At 72.1% G+C, this 26,328-nt stretch carries 18 protein-coding genes; 3 read left to right on the top strand and 15 right to left on the bottom strand.

Features of this window, described 5'->3' with window-relative positions; all coding sequences use genetic code 11:
- Positions 1 to 57 precede the first annotated feature (57 nt).
- Positions 58 to 2,934 (bottom strand): vitamin B12-dependent ribonucleotide reductase, encoded by a 2,877-nt coding sequence (locus CP981_RS28685; RefSeq protein WP_085925267.1) that lies wholly within the window; start codon positions 2,932 to 2,934, stop codon positions 58 to 60.
- 124 nt (positions 2,935 to 3,058) lie between these two features.
- Complete coding sequence (gene nrdR, locus CP981_RS28680; protein WP_085925266.1) at positions 3,059 to 3,589, bottom strand: transcriptional regulator NrdR; 531 nt, start codon at positions 3,587 to 3,589, stop codon at positions 3,059 to 3,061.
- A gap of 545 nt (positions 3,590 to 4,134) precedes the next feature.
- On the opposite strand from nrdR, the gene lexA reads away from it, so the two are divergent.
- Positions 4,135 to 4,932, top strand: a complete 798-nt coding sequence (lexA, locus tag CP981_RS28675) for a transcriptional repressor LexA (RefSeq protein ID WP_042159846.1) — start codon at positions 4,135 to 4,137, stop codon at positions 4,930 to 4,932.
- A 155-nt stretch (positions 4,933 to 5,087) separates the two neighbouring features.
- On the opposite strand, the gene CP981_RS28670 is transcribed toward lexA, so the two are convergent.
- The 5 genes from CP981_RS28670 to CP981_RS28650 all read right to left on the bottom strand — a co-directional run bounded on the left by CP981_RS28670 (position 5,088) and on the right by CP981_RS28650 (position 13,203).
- Positions 5,088 to 7,064 carry an ATP-dependent DNA helicase gene (locus CP981_RS28670; protein ID WP_085925265.1) on the bottom strand — a complete coding sequence of 659 codons (1,977 nt, stop codon included), beginning with the start codon at positions 7,062 to 7,064 and terminating at the stop codon, positions 5,088 to 5,090.
- A 41-nt stretch (positions 7,065 to 7,105) separates the two neighbouring features.
- Complete coding sequence (locus CP981_RS28665; RefSeq protein ID WP_085925264.1) at positions 7,106 to 8,884, bottom strand: IucA/IucC family protein; 1,779 nt, start codon at positions 8,882 to 8,884, stop codon at positions 7,106 to 7,108.
- 105 nt (positions 8,885 to 8,989) lie between these two features.
- Positions 8,990 to 9,685: a GNAT family N-acetyltransferase gene (locus CP981_RS28660; protein ID WP_107429535.1), complete on the bottom strand. Its 696-nt coding sequence runs from the start codon at positions 9,683 to 9,685 to the stop codon at positions 8,990 to 8,992.
- A 108-nt stretch (positions 9,686 to 9,793) separates the two neighbouring features.
- Positions 9,794 to 11,818: an IucA/IucC family protein gene (locus CP981_RS28655; RefSeq protein ID WP_085925263.1), complete on the bottom strand. Its 2,025-nt coding sequence runs from the start codon at positions 11,816 to 11,818 to the stop codon at positions 9,794 to 9,796.
- A complete protein-coding gene (locus CP981_RS28650) occupies positions 11,815 to 13,203 on the bottom strand; it encodes a diaminobutyrate--2-oxoglutarate transaminase family protein (RefSeq protein ID WP_085925262.1) in 1,389 nt (462 codons plus the stop codon). The genes CP981_RS28655 and CP981_RS28650 overlap by 4 nt, the downstream gene beginning before the upstream one ends.
- A gap of 281 nt (positions 13,204 to 13,484) precedes the next feature.
- Here CP981_RS28650 and CP981_RS28645 point away from each other — a divergent pair, with 281 nt between their 5' ends.
- On the top strand, positions 13,485 to 14,672 hold the full coding sequence (locus CP981_RS28645) for a trypsin-like serine peptidase (protein WP_085925261.1): 1,188 nt from the start codon (positions 13,485 to 13,487) through the stop codon (positions 14,670 to 14,672).
- A gap of 118 nt (positions 14,673 to 14,790) precedes the next feature.
- Here the strand turns inward: CP981_RS28645 and hflX are convergent, their stop codons facing one another.
- From hflX to miaA, 6 genes are all read right to left on the bottom strand, one after another.
- Entirely contained in the window at positions 14,791 to 16,278 is a 1,488-nt protein-coding gene (gene hflX, locus CP981_RS28640; RefSeq protein WP_085925260.1) for a GTPase HflX, read from the bottom strand.
- A gap of 181 nt (positions 16,279 to 16,459) precedes the next feature.
- Entirely contained in the window at positions 16,460 to 18,088 is a 1,629-nt protein-coding gene (locus CP981_RS28635; RefSeq protein ID WP_085925259.1) for a M1 family metallopeptidase, read from the bottom strand.
- Positions 18,089 to 18,231: 143 nt separating this feature from the next.
- A complete protein-coding gene (locus tag CP981_RS28630; RefSeq protein WP_085925258.1) occupies positions 18,232 to 20,424 on the bottom strand; it encodes a RelA/SpoT family protein in 2,193 nt (730 codons plus the stop codon).
- A gap of 196 nt (positions 20,425 to 20,620) precedes the next feature.
- On the bottom strand, positions 20,621 to 21,496 hold the full coding sequence (dapF, locus tag CP981_RS28625; RefSeq protein ID WP_085925257.1) for a diaminopimelate epimerase: 876 nt from the start codon (positions 21,494 to 21,496) through the stop codon (positions 20,621 to 20,623).
- 281 nt (positions 21,497 to 21,777) lie between these two features.
- A complete protein-coding gene (locus tag CP981_RS28620) occupies positions 21,778 to 22,305 on the bottom strand; it encodes a hypothetical protein (RefSeq protein ID WP_085925256.1) in 528 nt (175 codons plus the stop codon).
- A 108-nt stretch (positions 22,306 to 22,413) separates the two neighbouring features.
- Positions 22,414 to 23,352: a tRNA (adenosine(37)-N6)-dimethylallyltransferase MiaA gene (gene miaA, locus CP981_RS28615; protein WP_085925255.1), complete on the bottom strand. Its 939-nt coding sequence runs from the start codon at positions 23,350 to 23,352 to the stop codon at positions 22,414 to 22,416.
- 187 nt (positions 23,353 to 23,539) lie between these two features.
- On the opposite strand from miaA, the gene CP981_RS28610 reads away from it, so the two are divergent.
- Entirely contained in the window at positions 23,540 to 23,953 is a 414-nt protein-coding gene (locus tag CP981_RS28610; protein WP_143658881.1) for a hypothetical protein, read from the top strand.
- Positions 23,954 to 24,023: 70 nt separating this feature from the next.
- Here the strand turns inward: CP981_RS28610 and CP981_RS28605 are convergent, their stop codons facing one another.
- Both CP981_RS28605 and miaB read right to left on the bottom strand, forming a co-directional pair.
- Positions 24,024 to 24,734, bottom strand: a complete 711-nt coding sequence (locus CP981_RS28605) for a class III extradiol dioxygenase subunit B-like domain-containing protein (protein WP_085925253.1) — start codon at positions 24,732 to 24,734, stop codon at positions 24,024 to 24,026.
- Between the two features lie 70 nt (positions 24,735 to 24,804).
- Positions 24,805 to 26,319: a tRNA (N6-isopentenyl adenosine(37)-C2)-methylthiotransferase MiaB gene (gene miaB, locus CP981_RS28600; RefSeq protein WP_085925252.1), complete on the bottom strand. Its 1,515-nt coding sequence runs from the start codon at positions 26,317 to 26,319 to the stop codon at positions 24,805 to 24,807.
- Between the last annotated feature and the right edge of the window lie 9 nt (positions 26,320 to 26,328).

The raw sequence follows: 26,328 nt of genomic DNA, 5'->3' as shown, positions 1-26,328 counted from the left end.
TGCGGCGCCCTCAGCGGCAGTTGCTCAAGGCCGCGTCGGACGCCGTTCCGTGCGCGGTCAGCTGCAACCGCTGGTCGATCCGCAGCCCTCGCACAGGTAGCAGCTGCCGGCCCGCTGCATCTTCGTCCCGCAGGAGAAGCACAGGGGGGCATCGGCGTTGATGCCCAGCTGCATCTCGACGAGTTCGGCGTTGGTGTGCGCCTGCTTGGGGGCCGGGGCGGCGGCCTCCTCGACGATCTTCGCCGCCGGGGTGGACTCGTTCACCGACTCCGTCTGGCGCGGCGCCGACTGGGCCAGGCCCTCGACGTCGACCTCGTCATCGGACGGCTCGTACGAACCGGTCTCCAGGTGGCGCGTGCGCTCCTCCACGGAGTGGATGCCGAGCGCCGAGCGGGTCTCGAACGGCAGGAAGTCCAGCGCCAGGCGACGGAAGATGTAGTCGACGATCGACTGGGCCATCCGCACGTCCGGGTCGTCCGTCATACCGGCCGGCTCGAAGCGCATGTTGGTGAACTTCGAGACGTAGGTCTCCAGCGGCACGCCGTACTGGAGGCCCACCGACACCGCGATGGAGAAGGCGTCCATCATGCCCGCGAGGGTCGAGCCCTGCTTGGACATCTTCAGGAAGACCTCACCGAGACCGTCGTCCGGGTAGGAGTTGGCGGTCATGTAGCCCTCGGCGCCGCCGACCGTGAAGGAGGTGGTGATGCCGGGACGGCCCTTGGGGAGGCGCTTGCGCACCGGGCGGTACTCGACGACCTTCTTCTCGGCGACCGGCTCGGCCTTCTTCTCCTCCTCCTTCTTCTTGGCGGAAAGAGGCTGGCCGACCTTGCAGTTGTCGCGGTAGATCGCCAGCGCCTTCAGGCCGAGCTTCCAGCCCTGGAAGTAGACGTCCTCGATCTCCTCGACGGTGGCCGTCTCCGGGACGTTGACCGTCTTGGAGATCGCACCGGAGAGGAAGGGCTGCGCGGCCGCCATCATGCGCACATGGCCCATGGCGGAGATCGAGCGCGCGCCCATGGCGCAGTCGAAGACCTCGTAGTGCTCGGCCTTCAGGGCCGGGGCGTCGAGGACATTGCCGTGGTCGGCGATGTGGGCGACGATCGCCTCGATCTGCTCGGGCTGGTAGCCGAGCCGCTTGAGCGCCTTGGGGACCGTGTTGTTCACGATCTGCATGGAGCCGCCGCCGACCAGCTTCTTGAACTTGACCAGCGCCAGGTCCGGCTCGACTCCCGTGGTGTCGCAGTCCATCATCAGGCCGATGGTGCCGGTCGGCGCGAGCACCGACGCCTGGGCGTTGCGGAAGCCGTTCTTCTCGCCGAGCCGCAGCACGTCCTGCCAGGCCTCGGTCGCCGCGGCCCACACCGGGGTGTCCAGGTCGTCCATGCGCACGGCGCTGCCGTTGGCGTCCGAGTGCTGCTTCATGACGCGCTTGTGGGCGTCGGCGTTACGGGCGTAGCCGTCGTACGGGCCGACGACCGCGGCCAGTTCGGCCGAGCGCCGGTAGGAGGTGCCCGTCATCAGGGAGGTGATGGCACCGGCCAGCGCGCGGCCGCCGTCGGAGTCGTAGGCGTGGCCGGTGGCCATCAGCAGGGCGCCGAGGTTGGCGTAGCCGATGCCCAGCTGGCGGTAGGCGCGGGTGGTCTCGCCGATCTTCTCGGTCGGGAAGTCGGCGAAGCAGATGGAGATGTCCATCGCGGTGATGACCAGCTCGACGACCTTGGCGAAGCGCTCGGCGTCGAAGGACTGGTTGCCCAGGTCGTCGTCGCGCAGGAACTTCAGGAGGTTGAGCGAGGCGAGGTTGCACGAGGAGTTGTCCAGGTGCATGTACTCGCTGCACGGGTTGGACGCGGTGATCCGGCCCGACTCCGGCGAGGTGTGCCAGTGGTTGATGGTGTCGTCGTACTGGATGCCGGGGTCGGCGCACGCCCAGGCCGCCTCCGCCATCTTGCGGAAGAGCCCCTTGGCGTCGATCTCCTCGATGACCTCACCGGTCATCCGGCCGCGCAGCCCGAACTTCGAGCCGCCCTCGACGGCCTTCATGAACTCGTCGTTCACCCGGACCGAGTTGTTGGCGTTCTGGTACTGGACGGACGTGATGTCGTCGCCGCCCAGGTCCATGTCGAAGCCCGCGTCGCGCAGCGCGCGGACCTTCTCCTCCTCCTTCACCTTGGTCTCGATGAAGGCCTCGACGTCCGGGTGGTCGACATCCAGGACGACCATCTTGGCCGCACGGCGGGTGGCGCCGCCCGACTTGATCGTTCCGGCGGACGCGTCGGCGCCGCGCATGAAGGAGACCGGGCCGGAGGCGTTGCCACCGGAGGAGAGCAGCTCCTTGGAGGAGCGGATACGGGAGAGGTTCAGACCGGCACCGGAGCCGCCCTTGAAGATCATCCCCTCTTCCTTGTACCAGTCGAGGATCGACTCCATGGAGTCGTCGACGGAGAGGATGAAGCAGGCGCTGACCTGCTGCGGCTGCTGGGTGCCGACGTTGAACCACACCGGCGAGTTGAAGCTGAAGACCTGGTGGAGCAGGGCGTACGCCAGCTCGTGCTCAAAGATCTCGGCGTCCGCCGGGGAGGCGAAGTAACCGTTCTCCTCGCCGCTCTTCCGGTACGTCTTGACCACTCGGTCGATGAGCTGCTTGAGGCTCGACTCACGGGTCGGGGAACCCACCGCGCCACGGAAGTACTTGCTCGTGACGATGTTGACCGCGTTCACCGACCAGAAGTCGGGGAACTCGACGCCACGCTGCTCGAAGTTCACCGAGCCGTCGCGCCAGTTGGTCATGACGACGTCACGAGACGCCCACTCCACCTCGTCGTACGGATGCACGCCGGGTGTGGTGTGGATGCGCTCGATACGCAGACCCTTGCTCGCCTTGCTGCCCTTGGCGCGGGAGCCTCGTGCCGGGCCGCTCGTCGTCTCTGTCATGCCGCCTCCCTGTATACGGGCAAACGCCCATATGTGCGCACGCATTCCGTGGCACGGTGTATGTCTTTCAGCGACCGGGACGCCCTGCTCTCGCCCCGGTACAGGTCCTGGATGTTCGCCGAACTCAGTCGGCGGCGGTGGCGGGCACGGGGACGGCCGGGCCGCCGGCCTCCCCCTCGGTCCCGCATTCCTGCCCGGGCGGCCCCTGCTCGCGCTGCTCCCGCAGCTCGGCGATGGCCGCCTCGAAGTCGTCAAGCGAGTCGAAGGCCCGGTAGACGGAGGCGAAGCGCAGGTACGCGACCAGGTCGAGTTCCTGCAACGGCCCCAGTATGGCGAGCCCGACGTCATGGGTGGACAGCTCGGCACTGCCGGTGGCGCGCACCGCCTCCTCGACCCGCTGGCCGAGCTTGGCGAGGGCGTCCTCGGTGACCGGCCGGCCCTGGCACGCCTTGCGCACTCCCGCGATGACCTTGTTGCGGCTGAAGGGCTCGGTGACCCCGCTCCGCTTGATCACCATCAGTGACGCCGTTTCGATGGTCGTGAAACGGCGGGAGCAGTCGGGGCACTGGCGGCGCCGACGGATCGCCGTCCCGTCATCGGTGGTGCGGCTGTCGACGACCCGGCTGTCCGGGTGCCTACAGAAGGGGCAGTGCATGGCTCCACCCTCCTCACCCTGTGATATACGGACGTACGTACGCCAACGAGCCCCGCGTACCGCGACAGACCTCTGACCGGTCCGTACGGGCCCTTCGGAGCAGTCACCAGCATAGGCGATTCCCGACCCCCTGAGGGACCAGGCACCACAACTTCTGGGTGACCGAACGCATTCAACCACTAGATGTGGTGTCGGCCCGCTTACATCTGCCTACCGCGTGTCGCGGTGGAGGCGGGCCGGGCGGTCGCCCATGAGAGTACGGGAAGCCACCCGGCCGGCGGTGCGGCGGGGCCGGGATGACAGAATCGACCGGTCGGGACGGCCGGCCACCGACGCCCTCGCAGACGACGGTCCGGCCCGCCGCCCGGCCGCAAAACCCGGCGCACGCAGTCCGCTGCGGGACCGGAATGCCGCTCGGCCATACACCTAGCCACTCGATCCGGGTAGGCAATAGCCGAATATTTCACTCGAACGTGTGTTTGGCGCAACCTTTCGAAAGCAACTACCGTTGGCTAACTAGGGAGAACATTTCGAGAGGGGCCGACGTGACCACCACCGCAGACAGCGCGACCATCACCGCACAAAGCCACTCCCAGAGCCGGTTCGAGCACCCGCAGAAGGCACAGCGGCCGATGGACGACGCCACGTTGGACTCCGAAGAGCAAAAGCCCCCCCGCGCCCTGCCCGGCCGGCCCCCAGGGATCCGCGCCGACAGCTCGGGGCTCACCGACCGCCAGCGCCGGGTGATCGAGGTGATCCGCGATTCCGTGCAGCGGCGCGGCTACCCGCCGTCCATGCGCGAGATCGGCCAGGCCGTCGGCCTGTCCAGCACCTCGTCCGTCGCCCACCAGCTCATGGCGCTCGAACGCAAGGGCTTCCTGCGGCGCGACCCGCACCGCCCCCGGGCGTACGAGGTCCGCGGCTCGGACCAGACCAGCACCGCCGCGACGGAGACCGCGGGCAAGCCCGCCGCGTCCTATGTCCCGCTGGTCGGCCGGATCGCCGCCGGTGGCCCGATCCTCGCCGAGGAGTCGGTCGAGGACGTCTTCCCGCTCCCCCGCCAGCTCGTCGGCGACGGCGAACTATTCGTGCTGAAGGTCGTCGGCGACTCCATGATCGAGGCCGCCATCTGCGACGGCGACTGGGTCACGGTCCGCCGCCAGCCGGTCGCCGAGAACGGTGACATCGTCGCCGCGATGCTGGACGGCGAAGCCACCGTCAAGCGCTTCAAGCGCGAGGACGGCCATGTGTGGCTGCTGCCGCACAACTCCGCGTACCAGCCGATCCCCGGCGACGAGGCGACCATCCTCGGCAAGGTGGTGGCGGTACTGCGCCGCGTCTGACCCACCCCTCACGACCGAGCCCCGGAACCACTGCGCCGGTTCCGGGGCTCTGTTTGTGCGCCTGAGCCGGCGCCGCTTTCGCGGATGGGGTTGCTGTCCGGTGGGGGTTGCTCAATTGAGGCTTGCGGCGCAAGACCCCCCGGGTGGTGCGCCGTCTAGGCGTCGGCCTGTGGGGTCTTTGCTGCTGCGTCGATGGCGGCCAGGGAGCGGCGGACCTGGTTGCGGTCGGTGGTGTACCAGAACTCGGGCATCGACTTGCGGAGGAAGGAACCGTAGCGGGCCCGCTCCACCCTGGGGTCGAGAACGGCGACCACCCCGCGGTCGCCGGTGGCGCGGACCAGACGGCCGGCGCCCTGGGCCATCAGCAGGGCCGCATGAGTCGCCGCGACCGCCATGAAGCCATTGCCGCCGGCCTCCTCCACGGCCTTCTGCCGGGCGCTCATCAGCGGATCGTCCGGACGCGGGAACGGCACCCGGTCCATCACCACCAGCTGGCAGTTCGCCCCCGGCACATCGACGCCCTGCCAGAGGGACAGCGTGCCGAACAGGCAGGTACGGGCGTCCTCGGCGAAGGTGCGGATCAGCTCGCCGAGGGTCTCCTCGCCCTGGAGGAGGATCGGCAGATCCAGCCGGCCGCGCAGCTCCTCCGCGGCGGCCTGGGCGGCGCGCATGGAGGAGAAGAGGCCGAGGGTGCGGCCGCCCGCCGCCTCGATCAGCTCGGTGAGCTCATCGAGCATGTCCGTACGGCTGCCCTCCCGGCCCGGCTGGGCCAGATGCTTGGCGACGTACAGGATGCCCTGCTTCGAGTAGTCGAAGGGGGAGCCGACATCGAGGCCCTTCCAGAGCGGGACGTCCTCGCCCTCCGTGCCCTCGGGGGCCAGCCCCAGGGAGGCGGCGACCCCGTTGAAGTCGCCGCCCAGTTTGAGGGTGGCGGAGGTGAGGGTCACCGAGCGGTCGTCGAAGAGCTTCTCGCGCAGCAGGCCCGAGACGGACAGCGGCGCCACCCGGAGGGACGCGCCGAAGCGGTCATGGCGCTCGTACCAGACCACGTCGTACTCGGAGCCGTTCGCGATGCGCTCGGCGACGGCGTGGACGTTCTCCAGCGAGGCGAGGGCCTGCTTGCGGACGGCGTCCTCGTCCTGGACCGACTTGTCGCGGGTCGAACCGAGCGCCGAGATGACCGTACGGGCCGCGTCCCGCAGCGCCATCAGGCAGTAGCCCAGATCCTCGGGGATCTCCTCCAGGCGGCCGGGCAGGGCCAGCTCCATGAGGCGTTCGAAGGTCTCCGACGCCGTCTGGAGCTGGTCCGCGGCCTTCTCGTTGACGAGCTTGGCGGCCCGGCGGACGGCGCGGTTGACCTGGCCGGGGGTGAGCTCGCCGGTGGCGACGCCGGTGACCCGGGAGACCAGCTCATGGGCCTCGTCGATGATCAGGACCTCGTGCTGCGGGAGGACCGGGGCGCCCTCGATGGCGTCGATGGCGAGCAGCGCGTGGTTGGTGACGACCACGTCGGCGAGCTTGGCGCGCTCCCTGGCGGCCTCGGCGAAGCACTCCGCCCCGTACGCACACTTCGAGGCACCCAGGCACTCCCGGGAGGAGACCGAGACCTGGCCCCAGGCGCGGTCGGAGACCCCGGGGGTCAGCGCGTCGCGGTCGCCGGTCTCGGTCTCGTCCGCCCAGTCGCGCAGTCGCAGCAGGTCCTTGCCGAGCTTGCTGGTGGGCGTCGCCTGCTCGAACACGTCGAAGAGGCCGTCCTCCTCTTCCTGCGGGACACCCTCATGGAGGCGGTGCAGACACAGGTAGTTCGAGCGGCCCTTGAGCATGGCGAATTCCGGGCGGCGGCGCAGCAGCGGATGCAGGGCCTCGACCGTCCGCGGCAGATCGCGCTCCACGAGCTGGCGCTGGAGCGCCAGGGTGGCCGTGGCGACCACCACTCTCTCGCCATGGGCGAGCGCCGGGACCAGATAGCCGAGGGACTTGCCGGTGCCGGTGCCGGCCTGCACCAGCAGGTGGGCCTGGTCGTCCACGGCCTCGGCGACGGCCTCGGCCATCGCCACCTGGCCGGGGCGCTCGGTGCCGCCGACGGCGGTGACGGCGGCGTGCAGCAGATCGGGGAGGGAGGGCTTTGTCATAGCGCTGCAAGCCTACGCGGGACCACTGACAGCCGGGTCCGTCACGGCATGTGGAGCGGATTGGGGACGGTGCCGTGCACGGCCGCGTGCGGGCGGTCGGTGCGGTCCCGGTAACCGTCCACATGCAGACGGTTGCGGTTCAGACACAGCCGCTCGATCCGCGGGGTGAGCAGGTCGAAGGTCTCGTGCCGCTCCTTGAGAGCGGGGAAACGTTCGTGGTGGCGCAGGATCTCCGCCCGTACGAGTGACCAGAACTCGGCCTCGGGCACGCCCAGTTGGTCCGCGCACAGCGGCGCGAGGTAGCGGAAGACGCCGACGAACAGGCCGGAGTGGATGAACTGGGTGAGGAAGGCGGGCGGTTCGGTCAGCAGCACCGCCCGTACGTCGTCCGGCATGGAGTCGTGCTCAGAGAGCGGCACGGAGCTGGTGTTGACGTCGTCGACGAAGTCCTTGACCGCGAGGCGGGTGGGGACGTCGTGCTCGTCGAAGACGACGATGGCGTTCTCGCCGTGCGGGGAGAAGACCGTGCCGTATTGGTAGAGGAAGTGCAGCAGCGGCGGCAGCAGCGCGGCGAACAGCCGGGCCAGCCAGGCGCGCGGGGCCAGCCCCGAGCGGCGCACCAGCTCCGCGGTCAGGGCCCGGCCCCGGGAATCGGTCTGCAACAGCGCGGCCAGGGTGCGGGCGCGTTCGCCGGGGTCCAGCTGGCCGCTGACGGGCTCGCGCCAGATACAGCCGAGCAGCTCCTTGAACTGGTACGGGACGCCGGGCAGCCGGTCGTAGAGGGGGTGCTCGACAGTGACGGACGCGGTCTCACCGAGCAGGATCACCCGGGTCTCGTCGCGCAGATACGGGTCGGCGTCGCGCAGGCCGTGGACCCAGCGGGTGACGGCGGGCGCGGCGAGGGTGCGCTCGGTGGGCAGGCCGCGCCAGACGAGGGTGTTGAGGATGGACAGCGGCAGCTTGACCGTCCGGGCCTCGGGCCGGCTGAGGTTGAGGAAGGTGCGGATCGACTGCTGCGGCAGGCGGAGGTCGTTGTCAGTGGGCAGCGCGATGATGGATCTGTCCGCGAGTTGCGGGGCGAAGAGCGGGGCGATGGTCTCGTCCCATTGCCAGGGGTGCACGGGGAGATAGAGGTAGTCGGCGGGGTCGAAACCCTCGTCGCGGATGGTGCGGGCGAAGGCGTGCCGGGTGGCGGGGGTGAGTTCCTCGCCGTAGAGACGGTCGGGGGTGGCCAGGGTGGGGATACCGCGGTAGTGGGCGATGCTGTGGTGCGCGGCGAGCCAGGGCAGGCGCCGGGCGGTGCGGGCCTCGGGGGCCCAGGTCGCCGCGTCGGTGGCGGAGAAGCCGAGCCGGCCCTTGTTCGCGACGAGCCAGGGGTGGCCGGTCTGGTGGCCTTCGAGGGAGGCGTAGTCCAGGTCGGCGAGTTCGGCGGCGCCGAGCGCGGTGGCGTCGAGGCGGGTGTCGGCGGCGAGGGTGGCGGTCAGTTCGCGGATGAGGTGGCCGGTGGTGTCGCCGGACAGGCCCAGCACGGTGTCGTGGGCATGCGTGAGGAAGTGGAAGGGGTCGGTGTCCGGGGTGATCGAAGCGGGGTCGACGCGCCAGTGGCCGTAGGCGCCGCGTCGGGCACGGAAGCGGTAGACCAGGGCCTCGGTGACCGGCAGGCGGTATTGCGGGGTGCCGTCGGGGGCGGTGCCGTCGGGCTCGGGGGTGAAAACTTCCTCGTAGGCGAACTCCGCCAGGATCTTGGCGAACAGTCGGCGCGCGGCGTGCTGCCAGGCGCGGTGCGAGGGCTGGGGCTGGGGCTGGGGCTCAGGAGACAAGGCGGGACTCCTCGAAGCGGGACCGCCCCGGCTCGTACGGGGGACAACCGGGGCAGCGTGGTGGACGGCGGACCGGAGCGGGACCGTCGACGGACGGTCCCGGGGTCAGAGCAGGCGGCGGCGGGCGCGGTCGCGGACCATCAACGCCGCGCGTTTCGCGGGCAGTTCGATCTCGTCGGCGCAGCGGAACCCCGCGCTCAGGAAGGCCGCGACGGAGGCGGTGTTGCGCAGATCGGGCTCGGCGACGACCCGGGTGCACTGCGGGCGGTGGTCGAGGATGAGACCGGCGGTGGCACGCAGCAGGGTGCTGCCCAGTCCGCGCCCCCGGTCACCGGCCCCGCCGATGAGCAGGTGGACACCGGTGTCCTGGGGCCGGGCGGCGTAGTGGCGGGCGAGGGGGTCGAGGTCGGCGCGGTAGATCTCCCAGTAGCTCATCGGGACCCCGGCCAGCACCCCCAGGCAGGGCACGCTGCGGCCGTCGCCGTCGAGCTGGCCGCGCAGATGGGCGGCGGTGGTCTCCGGCGGCCCCGCCAGCTCCCAGAAGGCGGCGACGGCCGGATCGTTCATCCAGCCGGTGATCCGGTCGAGATCGCGGTCCGGCCGGACGGGCACGAGCGCGAACGGCCCGGCGGGTGTCTCGGCCGCGCCCCAGCCCGCCAGGTTGTCGAGCAGCGGCCCGGCGGCCGGGGCGTCCGGGGACATCGCCGGCCGCGGACCGTCGTCGGCCCGCGCGCTGCGTTCCGGCGGGTGCTGCCGGCCAAGCGTGTCAGCGGAGCTGAGGCCGGGGTCGGTGGGTGGCACGGCGACGCTCTCCTCTCGTGGCCGCGTGCCGCGTGGCCGTATGGGTCGCGGGGCGCCGGCGCCGGGGACGGGATGCGGGGGTCTGCTGTCGGGGGCCGCGGTGGGCGGCTACGGGGCGAGGGGGTTGGGCAGGGTGACGTAGACGGACTGGGTTTCGACCGGGCCGACGAGTTCGTCCAGGCCGTGCAGCCGGGTCGCCAGGTTGGCCTTGCAGCGCAGGGTGCGGGCGGCGAGCAACTGCTCCGGGAGCGGCGAGCGGTGGGCCCGCGGGGCCGCGGCGGCATCGGCGAGGAACCGGCGGAAGGCGGCGAGCAGGATCTCCTCGCGGACCAGGCGCTGGGAGCCGAAGGCCCCGATGAGGCCGAGGACGTTGTTGATGCCGAGGTAGTAGGCGAAGCGTTCGTCGGTGACGTCGTCGGCGACGAAGGAGTCGCTGGCCGCGCCGATGCCGGGCAGCCGTCGTTCCAGTTCGGCGCGGCGCGAGGTGCGGAAGTAGTAGCCCTGGTTGTCGCGGTAGCGGCCGCCGACCGGCCAGCCGTCAGGGTCCAGCAGCACCACGGTGTTCTGCTGATGGGCTTCCAGCACGATGCCGGCCGTGCCGTCGAGCCACAGCACGGGCCGTACGACCGCTTCGAGGTAGCGCAGGAACCACTCGGTGGCCACCGCGTCCAGGGGGCGGCCGGTGCGGGCGGCGAGCGTGGAGACGAGGTCTTCGAGGCGGGAGCGCACGCCGGAGCGGCCGGGCCAGGGCCGGAGGGAGGTGAGGCCGGCGATGCAGACGGCGTCGTCGGTGGTGCTGAAGGGGTTGTGGCGGATGACGACGTCGAGGCCCTGGACGGGTTCGCCGTCGAAGCCGTCGACGGCGAGATAGGCCGGGTCGCGGACGATGTCGAAGCCGGGGTGGACGGTCTGCCACTGCTTGGCGAGGCCGGTGCGCAGCAGCCGGTGCACCTCGACCCCGCGGGCCAGTTCCTTACGGAGGTTCTCCCGGCGGGAGTTGGTGATGCGCAGCCCGAGGGAGAGCTTGAGCATGGCGTCCGCGTCGGGGCGGTAGACCGTGCGGACGGAGGAGGTGGGGTGCCAGAGCGGGCCGTGGACGCCGAGGTCGTGCAGCAGACCGGCCTCGCGGAGGGCGGTGACATCGGAGCGGTCGGCGAGTTCTCTGGCCTGCCAGGGGTGCAGCGGCAACGGCACGGTGCCGTCCGGGAGTTGGCAGCCGCTCCCCGCGAACTCCCGGGTGAGATGGTCGGCCGGTACGGGCTTGCCGCGTACGGTCCAGGCGGAGTCGGCGGCCAGGACGGAGCGGTGCACGGCCATCCAGTGCAGCGGGAAGGCGCCGCGCAGTTCGGGCGAATAGGCGCGGGTCTCGGCGTCGGAGAGACCTTCGCGGCTCTTGGGTGTGGGGTGCAGCGGGTGGCCGAGGAGGAGGGACTGTTCGGCTTCGAGGAAGAGGGCGCCGTGGTCGTCGGCGGGCCGGGCGCGCCGGTCGGTGAGGAAGGCGGCGACATTGCGGACGGAGTTGGCGACCCGGCCGACGAGTTCGGTGCCGTCGCCGTCCGGTGCCTGCTGCGGCGTGGCGTCCGGTTCCGGCCGCTCCCCGCCGTCCGCCACCCGGTGCTCGCCGCCGTCGGAGGCCCGCCGGTCGCCGTGCGCGGCCTCCCGGCGCAGCATCGCGGCGAGGGTGACGGCGTCCAGCGGGGCGGCACCGGGCGGGGCGCCTTCGAGGGTGGGGGCGCCCAGGCGGTGCCAGCCCGTGGGGGACCAGTAGCGGACGGGGATGATCAGGGCGCTCGCGGCGGCGGCCCGCAGCGGGAGGCGCAGCCGGCCCTCGGCCGGGTGGTGGGTGCCGCTCTCCCGGAGCCAGCAGCGCAGGAGGTGCTCGATGCCCGCGGCGTCGGCGGCGACCGCCGGGTCCGGGTGGTCGAGCGGGTCGTGGTCACCGCGGGCGCGGTCGTGCGGGGCGGCGCCGCCATGGGCGGCCAGTCCGTCCGGGGACTCATAGGACTGCTGGTGGCAGGCCTCGTCCGGGGCCCGCCGCTGCTGGCGCGGTACCGACTCGATGATGCCCGCGCCCTGGTGGGCGGGGATGCGCTCGGCGGGCTGGCCGCCGTCGGGGCCGGGGCGTTCGTTCATGGGGTGGTGCCTCGCAATGTCGTGGGGGACGAGCCCATCGGCCCGGGGGTGGTGCGGACCGCCGCCGTGATGGCGTCGGCCAGGCGGTCGAGGATGGCGTCCGCCTGTTCGTCGGTGATGGTCAGGGGTGGCAGCAGCCGGACGACGGCGGAGTGCCTCCCGCCCAGTTCGACGATCAGGCCGCGGTCCAGGCAGGCGTCCCGGACGGCGGCGGCGAGCTCGGGGGCGGCGGGGCGGCCGCCGGTGGCATCGGCGTCGGCGTCGCGGTCGACGAGTTCGACACCGAGCATCAGGCCGCGGCCGCGGACGTCGCCGATGCAGTCATGAGCGGCGGCGAGGGAGGTGAGCCGGGCGAGCATCCGGGCGCCGAGCTCCCCGGCCCGCCGGTCGAGGCCGTTCGCGCGGACATAGGCGAGGGTGGCGGCGCCGGCGGCCATGGCGAGCTGATTGCCGCGGAACGTGCCGGCGTGCGCGCCGGGCTGCCAGGCGTCCAGTTCCTCGCGGTAGACGATCACGGCGAGCGGCAGGCTGCCGCCGATCGCCTTCGACAGCACGATCACGTCGGGCACGATGCCGCTGTGGTCCACCGCCCAGAAGGCGCCGGTGCGGCCGACCCCGGTCTGCACCTCGTCCACGATCAGCGGGATCTGCCGGGCGGCGGTGATCTCCCGCATCCGCCGCAGCCAGCCGTCCGGTGCGGGGATCACCCCGCCCTCGCCCTGGACGGGTTCCAGGATCATCCCGGCCGGGCTGGGCACCCCGCTCTTGTGGTCGTCGAGGAGGTTCTGGGTCCAGCGCGCGGCGAGTTCGGCTCCGCGCTCGCCGCCGGTCCCGAAGGGGCAGCGGTAGTCGTACGGGTAGGGCAGCCGGACCACGCTGGTGTGCTGCGCTCCCCCGGAGGCGGCCAGCGCCTCCGAGGTCATGCCGTGGTAGGCGCCGGAGAAGGCCATCAGGCCGTCCCGGCCGGTCGCGGTGCGGACGAGTTTGAAGGCGGCCTCGACGGCGTCCGTGCCGGCCGGGCCACAGAACTGGATGCGCGCCTTTTCGGCCAACTCTCCGGGCAGCGTGGCGAAGAGCTCGGTGGTGAAGGCGTCCTTGACGGGTGTGGCCAGGTCGAGGACGTGCAGCGGTGCACCGGAATCGAGGACGCTGCGGATCGCTTCGAGCACCACGGGGTGGTTGTGGCCGAGCGCCAGGGTGCCGGCGCCGGAGAGACAGTCGAGATAGCGCCTGCCGTCGGCGCCCTCGATGGTGAGCCCGCGGGCGCGTACCGGGACGATGGGCAGCGAGCGCGCGTAGGTGCGGGCGGCGGACTCACGCAGGGACTGCCGGCGCAGGATCCCCTCGTGGGCCGGCGCGGCCGGCACGGTTTCGGTCAACGCCACGGCAGTTGTGTCCTCCTGCTGGTGAGCTGCGGAAGGCCGCGGGCCCTGCGGGCGGCCCGGCCGTTCCCCGTCCGTACCAACGACGGCGGCGACGTGGGATCACGGTTGTCGCCAAGATCCTTGGCGGCGTGGAACCGGGTACCCGAGTACCGCCGTCCCCATCGTCACCGGCATAGTGGGGTGTTGCACCGGGATCTTGAGGTTCATGACAAAGAAGGAACCGGCGCAAGATCAGCTCACGTCACACCGGCTCAGTCCGATTCACCAGGGGGAACTCACCCATGCGATCCATACGTCGGCCAGTCCTGGCCGCCGCCGCTCTCACCGCCGTCCTGGCGCTGACCGCCACCGGCTGCGGGCCGGAAGGCGACAACGCGGACGCCAAGCCCACCCAGGCCGCCGGCCAGGAAGCGGGCGGGGGTGACTTCAAGATCCCTCAGGACATCCAGGACAAGCTCAGGGAACACGGCGTCGACCTGGACAAGTGGAAGAACGGCGAGTGGAAGAACTGGGACCGGGACAAGTGGCTCCGGGAAGCCGGGGAGTTCATCAACCCGATCATCAAGGACTTCTGGGACAAGGACAAGATCGACAAGGTCAAGCCGCCCCAGGACCCCAGCAAGCCTGAGGACATCTCCGAGGACCAGGGGAAGACCGACCCCGAGCCGTCCGCCGTCCCGGCGCAGGCCGTCAAGACCCCGTACACCTCCACCGCCCCCGGCGTGGGCCTGCTGCTCTTCAGCACCCCCGAGGGCGATTCGCGCTGCTCCGCCACCGTCGTCAAGGACCCGGCGCACCCCGGTAAGTCCAACCTGGTGTGGACCGCGGCGCACTGTGTGCACGCCGGCAAGAACGGCGGCTGGTACCGCAACATGATGTTCGTGCCGAACTTCAACAAGACCGGTGGTTCCGCCGCTGAGTTGAAGGGCAAGCCCTTCGAGGACCGGGTCCCCTCGGGCAAGTGGTGGGCGGACGACATGGCGACGTCCCAGCAGTGGATCAAGGCCGGCGGCGCGGTTCCGGGTGTCCCGATGGCTCCGTACGACTACGCGCTGATGCATGTGAAGTCCGAGCAGGGCACCGGCGGCAAGTCGCTGGAGGAGATGGCCGGCGGCGCCTACGAGGTCGACTTCAACGCCCCGGCGATGGCCAAGATCCCGAGCCTGACCGCACAGGGCTACCCGGCCGAGCCGCCGTTCGACGGTGCGGCGCAGCAGCAGTGCACCGACAAGCCGACCCGGCTGTCGATGGACGCCAAGAAGCCGACCATGTACCGGATCGGCTGCACCATGACCGGTGGTTCCTCCGGTGGCCCCTGGTTCGCCAAGGACGCGAGCGGCAAGCAGGTGCTGATCTCCAACATGTCGATGGGGCCGCGTCCGGCCCGCTGGTCGGCCGGTCCGCACCTGGGCCCCGAGGCCAAGACCCTCTTCGACAACATGAGCAAGAAGTGGGCGAGCAAGCAGTAGTCGCCTGAGGCGGGTGGTGCCCGGACGGCACCACCCGCTCCGCCCGTGAACAGGACGAAGGCCCGCCCCCGGTCTCCCGGGGGCGGGCCTTCTGTCGCTCTGTACTACTGCGGGCGCGTCAGGCAGCCGGCACGAAAGGCTCGAACTCGGCGGCCAGTTCCGCGTGCACCCGTGCCTTGAGGACCGTGCCCTCGGCGGTGTGCTCCTCGGAGATGACCTCGCCCTCGGCGTGCGCCCGCGAGACCAGGGCGCCCTGGGTGTACGGCACCAGGACATCGATCTCGACCTGCGGCCGGGGCAGTTCCTCGTCGAGCAGTTCCAGCAGCTCCGCCATGCCCTGGCCCGTACGGGCCGAGACCGCGAGGGCGTGCTTCTCGTTGCGCAGCAGTCGCTGGAGCACCAGCGGATCGGCCGCGTCGGCCTTGTTGACCACCACGATCTCGGGCACGTCCGTCGCGCCCACGTCGCGGATCACCTCGCGTACCGCGGCCAGCTGCTCCTCGGGCACCGGGTGCGAGCCGTCGACCACATGCAGGATGAGATCGGACTCGCCGACCTCCTCCATCGTGGAGCGGAAGGCCTCGACGAGGTGGTGCGGGAGGTGGCGGACGAAGCCGACGGTGTCGGCGAGGGTGTAGAGCCGTCCGCTGGGGGTCTCGGCCCGCCGGACGGTCGGGTCCAGGGTGGCGAACAGGGCGTTCTCCACCAGGACGCCGGCCCCGGTCAGGCGGTTGAGCAGGGACGACTTACCGGCGTTGGTGTAGCCGGCGATGGCGACCGAGGGGACCTTGTTGCGCCGGCGCTCCTGGCGCTTGATGTCCCGGCCGGTCTTCATCTCCGCGATCTCCCGGCGCATCTTCGCCATCTTCTCGCGGATCCGCCGCCGGTCCGTCTCGATCTTGGTCTCACCGGGACCACGGGTGGCCATACCGCCGCCCGCCGAACCGGAGCCACCGCCACCCATCTGCCGGGAGAGCGACTGACCCCAGCCACGGAGGCGGGGGAGCATGTACTGCATCTGCGCCAGCGAGACCTGCGCCTTACCCTCCCGGGACTTGGCGTGCTGGGCGAAGATGTCGAGGATCAGGGCGGTCCGGTCGACCACCTTGACCTTGACGACATCCTCCAGGTGGATCAGCTGGCCCGGGGAGAGCTCACCGTCACACACCACGGTGTCCGCCCCGGATTCGAGCACGATGTCCCGCAGCTCCAGGGCCTTGCCCGAGCCGATGTAGGTGGCCGGGTCGGGCTTGTCCCGGCGCTGGATGACGCCGTCGAGCACCATCGCGCCGGCGGTCTCGGCGAGGGCGGCGAGCTCGGCGAGCGAGTTCTCCGCCTCCTGGACCGTGCCCGTGGTCCAGACACCGACGAGCACCACGCGCTCCAGGCGGAGCTGTCGGTACTCGACCTCGGTGACGTCCTCGAGCTCGGTGGAAAGGCCCGCTACCCGGCGTAGTGCGGCGCGTGCCGAGCGGTCGTACTGGTCGCCGTCCCGCTCCCCGTCGATCTCGTGGCTCCAGGCGACGTCCTCTTCCATCAGGGCGTTCGCCCGAAGGCTCTCGGGGAGGCGCTGCCGGTCCTGTGGAAGGGAAGAAGAGGAGGTCATTTGATCCTTCGCGTCGTTGGGAAGCCCTCACGGGGACCTGGCGGCCCCTCCGGGACTGTCGTCATGGCGACCGCCGCGGTGATGCCGCGACCGTCGCTGATGTCAACGTCCGAGCCGTCCGGGAGATTCCCCGGCCGGGCCGGAGCCGACCTGACGATGGTCCCACGGCCGGAGAGGGCCGTCACGCGGGTTTACCGGGGCTGCCGGCGGCCGCCTTGGGTCCGCCGGGGGTCGGAGCGGGCTTCTTGGCACCGGGGCCGGGGGCGGCTCCCTTGGCGCCGGGCTTGTCCGCGCCCTTCCTGGGCTGCCACTGCGGGTGCCCGGGCATCGGCGGGGTCCGCTCGCCGTAGAGCCACCCCTGGAAGAAGGCGGTGAGGTCCTGCCCGGACACCTGGGAGGCCAGCTGGACGAAGTCGGCGGTGTCGGCCACCCCGTCGCGGTGCCGGGACACCCACTCGCGTTCGATCCGGTCGAAGGCGGCGGGGCCGATCTTCTGCCGCAGGGCGTAGAGGACCAGCGCACTGCCGTCGTAGACGACCGGGCGGAAGATGCTGATCTTCTCCCCCGGGCTGGGGGCCTTGGGCGCGGCGGGCGGTCCGCCCTCGGCGCGCCAGCCGTCGGACTGCTCGTAGGCGTGCCGCATACGGGCCTCCAGCGAGGCCCGGCGGTCGCCCTTCTCCTGGGCGAAGAGGGCCTCGTACCAGGTGGCATGGGCCTCGTTGAGCCAGACGTCGGACCAGCGGCGCGGGCTGACGCTGTTGCCGAACCACTGGTGGGCCAGCTCGTGCACCATCACGGACTCGACGTACCAGTCGGGCAGCTGACCGGCGGTGAACAGGGCCTTCTCGAAGAGCGACAGGGTCTGGGTCTCCAGCTCGAAGCCGGTCCTGGCGTTGGCGATCAGCACCCCGTACGCCTCGAAGGGGTAGGGACCGACCTTGCGCTCCATCCAGGTCACGTGGCCGGGGGTCTTGGCCAGCCAGTGCGCGAGGGCGGCCCGGTCCGCGGTCGGTACGACATCGCGGATCGGCAGGCCGTGCGGCCCGTGGCGCAGCAGCACGCTGGACTTCCCGATGGAGACCTGCGCCAGCTCGGTGGCCATGGGGTGGTCCGTGCGGTAGGTCCAGGTGCGGCGCCCCGCGCGGGCGCCGGGGCGCAGCGGCAGCCCGTTGGCGACGGCGGTCAGCTGCTGGGGCGCGGTGATGTGGAAGGTGAAGAGGGCCTTGTCGGAGGGGTGGTCGTTGCAGGGGAAGACCCGGTGTGCGGCGTCGGCCTGGTTGGCCATCGCCAGCCCGTCGGCGGTGCGGATCCAGCCGCCGTCGCCCTTGCCGCCGGGGTCGCTGGTGTGCTCGATGGTGATCTTCAGATCCTGCCCCCGGGAGATGTGGAAGGCCGGGGTGAGCACGAGGTCCTCGCCGTGCTGCTCGTGCCGGGCGGCCAGGCCGCCGATCTTCACGGAGCGTACGGCGCCGCGGGCGAAGTCGAGGTTGAGGTGATCGAGCTCATCGGTGGCGCGGGCGGTGATCTGGGTGGTGACGTTCAGCGGCCGGTCGTTGTGGCCGGAGTAGTCCAGGGAGACGTCATAGGACGTGACGTCGTAGCCGGTGTTGCCGAGGGTGGGGAAGAGTCGGTCACCGAGGCCCTGCGGCCCCACGGCCGGCGGCTCGGCCACACCGAGGGTGGCCAGCGCGGCCAGCCCAAGGGCGGCGGCCCGCAGACCGGTCCGCCGGCCCCGCCCGCTCGGGCCACGGGGCAGGACGGGGACGGGGCGGTCGGGGTCGCGGGACGGGCGGCGCAAGGGAAGGGACATGCACTACGGCTACCAACGCGGCCCCCTCCCCCGCGGGTGACGGGGCAAACGGCACCCGAACGGGCGGCGGATCGTCCACCCGTCTTACGCCGCCGGACGGAGGAGCGTCCGACGGGGCGTCAGCTTCCGGTCCCCCGGGCCCTTCAGGGGCGCAGGGCCGCGGGCTGCCGGGCGCGCCCCGCGCGCAACACATCGAAGACCCCGGGCACTTGGCGCATGGCACGCATCAGGGACGGCAGCCCGGCGGCGTTCGGCAGATGCAGCGTGTAGGTGTGGCGGACCCGCTGTTCGTGCGGGGGTTCGACGGCGGCCGACACCACGGCGGCGCCCTGGGAGGCGATGGCTTCGGTGAGGTCGGCCAGGAGCTGCGGCCGGCAGAAGGCCTCGGCCAGGAGGGTGACCCGGCAGCCGTGGCCCCCTTGGCCGGCGCCGGGCCAGCGCACCCCGACCGGCTGCCGGCCGGTGGCCGCCATCCGCGCCACGACGGGGCACAGGGCGCGGTGCACGGTGACCGTGCCGCCGCGTACGGCGAAGCCGGTGACGGCGTCCGGCGGCACCGGGGTGCAGCAGCGGGCCAGCCGGACCGACGCGCCGGGCAGATCCGCCACCGCGAGGACCGAGGCGTGGGCGACCGGGTCCGCTCCGGGGTGGTCGGGCCCTGCGGCCCGGCGGTCGGGGGGCGCCGCGCCGTGCCCCTCTCCGGGGGCTGCCGGGCGGGCGCAGGACTCCCGTGGCCCGGCCAGCCACCGGGTGATCGCAAGCCGTGCGGCAGGGGTCCGGGCGTGCTCCAGCCATTCGGGCGAGGGACCGGCCGCGGATTCCGGTGCCCTCAGCAGCTCCAGGCTGTCGCCGTCGTGCAGGACCGTGGAGAGGGTGGCGAGCCGGCCATTGACGCGCGCGCCGATGCAACAGTGCGCCCCCTCGCCGTGCCGTTCATACGCGGCGTCCACGCAACTCGCCCCGGCGGGCAGACCGATCACGCCCCCCGTGCCGCCGGACGAGCCGTCCGGCGGGGCGTCGGTGCAGAAGACGGTGATCTCCCGGTCCTGGGCGAGATCGTCGCGCAGCGAGGTCCAGAACGTGTCCGGGTCGGGGGTGGTGCGCTGCCACTCCAGCAGCCGGGAGAGCCAGCCGGGGCGGGTCGGGTCGGCCCGCTCGCCCTCGGGGGCGTCCACACCGTCCGTCGGCGCGTACGGGTTGCCGAGCGCGATCACCCCGGCCTCGGCGACCCGGTGCATCTGGTGCGTACGGATCAGGGTCTCGGCGACCTCGCCGGACGGGCCGGTGACCGCGGTGTGCAGCGACTGGTAGAGGTTGAACTTGGGGACCGCGATGAAGTCCTTGAACTCGGAGATCACCGGGGTGAAGCAGGTGTGCAGCTCGCCGAGGACCGCGTAGCAGTCGGCGTCCTCGGCCACCAGCACCAGCAGCCGCCCCAGGTCCGCGCCGGTCAGCGCGCCGCGCGCGAGGCGCACCCGGTGGACGGAGACGAAGTGCCGGGGCCGGACGAGGACTTCGGCGTCGATACCGGCCTCGTCGAGGACCGTGCGCACCCGCTGGGCGAGGGCGGTGAGCGGGTCGGAGCGGGAGGCGTACTCCATGACCAGGGCCCGGGTGGTGGCGTACTCCTCGGGATGCAGGATCGCGAAGACCAGGTCCTCCAGCTCGGCCTTCAGCGCCTGGACACCGAGGCGTTCGGCGAGCGGGATCAGCACATCGCGGGTCACCTTGGCGATCCGGGCCTGCTTCTCGGGGCGCATCACGCCGAGGGTGCGCATGTTGTGCAGCCGGTCGGCGAGCTTGATGGACATCACCCGGACGTCGTTGCCGGTCGCCACCAGCATCTTGCGGAAGGTCTCCGGTTCGGCGGCCGCGCCGTAGTCGACCTTCTCCAGTTTGGTGACGCCGTCGACGAGATAGCAGACCTCGGCGCCGAACAGCTCCCGCACCTGATCCAGCGTCACTTCCGTGTCCTCGACGGTGTCGTGGAGCAGGGAGGCGGTCAAGGTCGTGGTCTCCGCGCCGAGTTCGGCGAGGATCAGGGTCACCGCGAGCGGGTGGGTGATGTACGGCTCGCCGCTCTTGCGCAGCTGGCCGCGGTGCGAGGACTCGGCGAGCAGATAGGCCCTGGTGAGGGTGTCCAGGTCGGCGTCGGGGTGGTGACCGCGGTGCACCTTGGCGACGTGTTCGAGGGCGTGCGGGAGGCCGTCGCGCGGGGCCGGGCCGAGCAGTGCGGCGCGGCCGATGCGGCGCAGCCCGCTGAGTTCCAGTCGGCGGCGGCCGCGCCTGCGGCCCGCTGCTCCAGGATTACCAGGGTTAGTGGCCTCTGCGCTCATGGGCACCTCCGGCAGCGTCGACCGGCGGTGGAACGCGTCAGTTCGGGCGCCCGGGCCGGTGCTTGATGCTACCGAGCCCATCACGCACCGCTGTCCGCCTCTCGCTCAGCGTGATACGGATCACCCGTTCGAGCGAATCTTTTGGCCGGAACCCTTTCCCGGAGCGGGCCCGGGAGGCGGTACGCAGCGAGGCGCGTCAGGCGAGCGCGGCGGCCAGCCAGGCGGCGTCGAACGTGCCCTCGGCGACGATCTCGGCCGGGCCCGTCATCTCGACCGTGCCATCGGGCCGCTCGGTGATCGACAGGCTGCCGCCGAGCACATCGACCCGGTACGTGGCGGGCGTACCGGTCTCGGCGGGGTCGACACCGTCCCGGCGGGCGGTGGCGACGGCGACCGCGCAGGCGCCGGTGCCGCAGGAGCGGGTCTCGCCGGAACCGCGTTCGTGGACCCGCATCGCCACATGGCGCGGACCGCGGTCGACGACGAACTCCACGTTGACGCCGTCGGGATAAACCGAGGCTGGGCTGAACGGCGGTACGGCCAGCAGTTCGCCGGCGTGGGCCAGGTCCTCGACGAAGGTGACCGCGTGCGGATTGCCCATGTTCACGTTGCGGGCCGGCCAGCTGCGGCCGCCGAGGGTGACGACGACGCCCTCCTCGGGGAGTTGGGCCCGGCCCATGGAGACCGTGACATCGCCGGTCTTGGCGAGATGCACACGGCGTACGCCGGCGCGGGTGGCGATGGCGAGGTCACCGGCCTCGACCAGGCCGGCGTGCAGCAGATAGCGCGCGAAGACGCGGACGCCGTTGCCGCACATCTCGGCGATCGAGCCGTCACCGTTGCGGTAGTCCATGAACCACTCGGCCTCGTCGGCCTGGGCGTGCGCCTCGGGGTGTGCGGCGGACCGTACGACGTGCAGCAGGCCGTCGCCGCCGAGGCCGGCCCGCCGGTCGCAGATCCTGGCGACGGCGGTCGCGGGCAGATCGAGCCGCCCGTCCGGGTCGGGGACGATCACGAAGTCGTTCTCGGTGCCGTGGCCCTTGAGAAAGGCGAGGCGCTGCGTGCTGGTCACCCCTGCATCGTACGGGGAGGGCGGGGGGAGGGGTGGATGGGGCCTTGGGGGCTGGGCCTGGCGCTGGGCCTGGTGCCCTGGTGCCCGGGTGCTGGGGCCCAGGTCTGGGCGCCAGGTGCTCACCCGTACCCGCCCACCCCCCGAAGGGGGGTGGGCGGCGGGGAAACAACGGGAAGGGCCAAAGCATGAGGCGCCCTACCTTGAAGCGCGAAACCGAGTGGGTGCAAAGGGAGCCACAGGGAAACGGTCGCCCGCCCGCCCCGCCCCGCCCGGGCCACGCCTCAGCGCAGCCGGGCCACGCGCCAGATGGCCAGCGACGCCGGGATGGCCACCAGGACGGTGTAGATCAGCACCACGCGCCAGCAGGCGCGGCGGCCGGAGCCCTGCGCGGGGAGGCCGGGCCAGGTGTAGCCGACGCGGCGGGCGGCCATCATGCCCCAGCCCGCGGCGCAGCAGCACAGCAGCAGGCCGAGCATCGCGATCATCGCGCCGCCGTCGCCGCCCAGCTCGAAGGCGAGCGGGAAGGCGAACATCAGCGAGCCGAGGGCGGCGAGCGTGACGATCGGGGCCAGCTGCCACAGCCGCAGCCGGCGCGGCGGGCGCAGCTCCCGGAAGGACTCGCCGCCCTCCCCGGGGCCGTCGTCCGGGGCGTCGGAGTCGTCCAGGGTGTCCGGGTCGGTGAGCGGTCCGCTGCCGACCCCGTCAGGGCCGGACAGGCCGTCGCCGGTGCCGGGACCGTCGTCGGTCAGGGGAGCCGTGTCGGCGCCGCTGTCCGGTTGCTGCGCTCCGTTGCGAGGGCCGGCCTCCATTGCCACGCGCCCTCCCCACTACAGACTGCACGCCTCGATCGAAGGTCGATGATGACACGCCCTCAGGGGCCCGGATGACGGCCTGAGCGTCCCGATGCCATGACGTGATCAGGCTGTGACCGGTCGTTCGAGCAACGCCAGTGCCTGTCCAGGAAGTTCTCCCCGGTGCTCGGCGGCGCCGCTGAGCCAGTGGACCCGCGGGTCCCGGCGGAACCACGAGTCCTGGCGGCGCGCGAAGCGCTTGGTGGCGCGCACCGTCTCGTCGCGCGCCTGCTGCTCGGTGCACTCCCCCGCGAGCTGGGCGAGCACCTGCTGGTAGCCGAGCGCCCGGGACGCCGTACGGCCCTCGCGCAGCCCCTCGCCCTCCAGCCGGCGCACCTCGTCGACCAGGCCCGCCTCCCACATACGGTCGACCCGCCGCGCGATCCGCTCGTCGAGTTCGGGGCGTGCGACATCGACGCCGATCTGGAGGGTGTTGTAGACCGCTTCGTGGCCGGGGAGGTTGGCGGTGAAGGGGCGGCCGGTGATCTCGATGACCTCCAGGGCGCGCACGATGCGGCGGCCGTTGCTCGCCAGGATCGCGCGGCCGGCCTCGGGGTCGGCGGCGGCCAGCCGGGCGTGGAGGGGGCCGCTGCCCAGTTCGGCGAGTTCGGCCTCCAGGCGGGCGCGCACCTCCGGGTCGGTGCCGGGGAAGTCGAGCGCGTCGATGGCGCCGCGTACGTAGAGGCCGGAGCCGCCGACCAGGACCGGGGTGCGGCCCTCGGCGAGCAGCCGGTCGATCTCGGCGCGGGCCAGCCGCTGGTACTCGGCGACGTTGGCGGCGCGGGTCACGTCCCAGATGTCCAGGAGGCGGTGCGGGACGCCCTGCTGCTCCTCGGGCGTGAGTTTGGCGGTGCCGATGTCCATGCCGCGGTAGAGCTGCATGGAGTCGGCGTTGATGACCTCGCCCCCCACGTGTTGTGCGAGCGCGACGCCCAGATCGGACTTTCCGGCCGCGGTGGGACCGACGACGGCGATGACCCGCGGAGCGGGAACGACGGTGTTCACCCCGTCAGTCTCGCAAACATCACGCCCCCATCTCGAACGAGCGACGTGACGGGCCACCGATGACCTCGTTGCCTGTTGCGAGGTCCCGAGAGCCGGCGCAGCACCCGGCGCCCGCGGGCGGCGCAACGGTCCGCTCCCGGGCGGACCGGGACGTCGCCACCTGAAGAGCGTAGGAGCAGTTATGGGTGTGTTTTCGCGGTTTCGCCGCCGTAAGTCCGAGGCGCTGACGGAGGAGAGTGCCACTACGGCGGTGGCGGCCGAGGTGGAGGAGCCGACGGCGCCGGCCGTTCCGGCGCAGTCCGAGGACGCCGATCACGCCGGTCACGCCGGTCACGCCGGTCACGCCGATCAGGCCGAAGAAGCCGCGGACGGCACCGAGCGCCCGGCGGCGGCCGCCCCGGACGCCGGGGATGCGCAGGAAGCGGAGGACGCCGCGGCTGCGCCGGAAGCGTCCGGCGACGCGGCAGCGGAGGCGGCGGACGCCGGGACGCCGCGCGCGGAGCAGGCCGGCGAGAAGGCCGGTGAGAGCGCCGGGATTCCCCGGCAGCAGTCGGTGGAGGCCGCCGCGGACAGCGAGAGCGCGCGGCACCAGGCGCGCTGACCGGAGCACCGCCACAACGGCCGCGGGCGGAGCGCCTCGCGGCCGTGGGCGTACCCGTCGTGCGGCCGCGCTACGACCAGGCCGCCACGAAGTAGCCCACCCCGTAGGGGGCCTCCTCGCGGAGCAGCCGGCCGCTCCGGTCAGCGTTCTCCGCCGCCCCCGCCAGGGCCTGCCAGCAGGCCCGTCCGGACGCCTGGAGGCCGGCGGCCCGCTCCTCGTCGAGTGCGGTCAGTGCGGCGAGGTCGGCGCCGCCCAGGGCGCGGGCCACCTCGGCGTCGAAGGGCTCGGCCCGCTCGTCGAAGTAGCCGGGCGCCTTCACCGTCCGGCAGGCGCTGCCGTCCCCCAGCACCAGCAGGGCGACCCGGGGAGCGGCCGCGGCGATCTCCCGGCCCAGTTCGAGGCAGCGGTCGCGGGGCAGCGACTGCGCCACTCCCAGCCCTTCCACGGGGGCGTCGTCCCAGTCCGTACGGGACAGCAGCCAGGCGCCGACGGACAGCGACGGCGGGAGTTCCCGCTCCGGTGCGGTCTCCGCGGCGCCCAGCGGCACCTCGAGGTCCACCCCGAAGCCGCGGAAGGAACCGATGGCCCCCTGGGGGTACGGGCCGCTGCCGGCCTCGTCGGTGGGCCCGAGGACGACCAGCCGGTCGGGGCGGGCCGCGGCGAGCACGCCGATCGCGTCCAGACAGGCGGCGCGCAGTGCGTCGAGTTCGGGCGCCGCCCCGGCGGCCACCTCCGGGACGAGCAGCGGCGGGCAGGGGCAGAGGGCGGCGGCTACGAGCATGACACGCAGCGTAACGCCCCCTGGTGCGGGGCGGGTCGCCGTGCCCCGGGACCGCCTGCGCGCGGCCGGGTCAGTCGCAGCCGCAGCCGGCGGCGGGCGCCGGGCTCGGTGCCGGGGCCCCGATGGTGGGCAGGCCCAGCAGGACGCCCGTGGGCTTGTCCGCAGGGGCGGCGTTGCGCTTCTCCCAGGCGTCCCCGGCGCGGGTGCGGCGGACCGCCTTGGCCGGGCCCTCCGCCAGGAGGTGGTGCGGAGCGGCGTAGGTGATCTCGACGGTCACCACGTCGCCGGGGCGGACCGGCTCGTCGGGGCGGGTGAAGTGGACCAGCCGGTTGTCGGCGGCGCGGCCGGACAGCCGGTGGGTCGCCTCGTCCTTGCGGCCCTCGCCCTCGGCGACCAGGACCTCCAGGGTGCGGCCGACCTGCTTCTTGTTCTCCGCCCAGGAGATCTCCTCCTGGAGGGCGACCAGGCGCTCGTAGCGCTCCTGGACGACGGCCTTGGGGATCTGGCCCTCCATGTCGGCGGCCGGGGTGCCGGGGCGCTTGGAGTACTGGAAGGTGAAGGCCTGGGCGAAGCGGGACTCGCGGACCGTGTGCAGGGTCTGCTCGAAGTCCTCCTCGGTCTCGCCGGGGAAGCCGACGATGATGTCCGTGGAGATGGCGGCGTCCGGCATCGCGGCCCGCACCTTCTCGATGATGCCGAGGAAGCGCTCCTGGCGGTACGAGCGGCGCATCGCCTTCAGGACGCGGTCGGAGCCGGACTGGAGCGGCATGTGGAGCTGCGGCATCGCGTTCGGCGTCTCGGCCATGGCGGCGATGACGTCGTCGGTGAAGTCGCGGGGGTGCGGGGAGGTGAAGCGGACCCGCTCCAGGCCCTCGATCGTGCCGCAGGCGCGCAGCAGCTTGCTGAAGGCCTCGCGGTCGCCGATGTCGGAGCCGTAGGCGTTGACGTTCTGGCCGAGCAGGGTGATCTCGCTGACGCCCTCGGAGACCAGCGCCTCGATCTCGGCCAGGATGTCGCCGGGCCGGCGGTCCTTCTCCTTGCCACGGAGCGCGGGCACGATGCAGAAGGTGCAGGTGTTGTTGCAGCCCACGGAGATGGAGACCCAGGCCGCGTAGGCGCTCTCCCGCCGGGTGGGCAGGGTCGAGGGGAACGCCTCCAGCGATTCGGCGATCTCGACCTGCGCCTCTTCCTGGACGCGGGCGCGCTCCAGCAGCACCGGCAGCTTGCCGATGTTGTGGGTCCCGAAGACCACGTCGACCCAGGGGGCCTTCTTGACGATGGTGTCGCGGTCCTTCTGGGCGAGACAGCCGCCCACGGCGATCTGCATCCCGGGCCGCGCGGCCTTCTTCGGGGCGAGCTGACCGAGGTTGCCGTAGAGCCGGTTGTCGGCGTTCTCGCGCACCGCGCAGGTGTTGAAGACCACGACATCGGCGCCGTCGCCGTCCTTGGGCGCGGGCACGTATCCGGCCTCTTCCAGCAGGCCGGACAACCGCTCGGAGTCGTGGACGTTCATCTGGCACCCGTAGGTGCGGATCTCGTAACTCTTGTTGACGCCCACTGCCTGGCTCCGGTCACTGCTGCTCATGCCACAAGG

The organism is Streptomyces platensis (assembly GCF_008704855.1).
Classification (GTDB): Bacteria; Actinomycetota; Actinomycetes; order Streptomycetales; family Streptomycetaceae; genus Streptomyces; species Streptomyces platensis.
The sequence above is the reverse complement of the archived record's forward strand: the minus strand, read 5'-3'. Positions and strand labels throughout refer to the sequence as shown.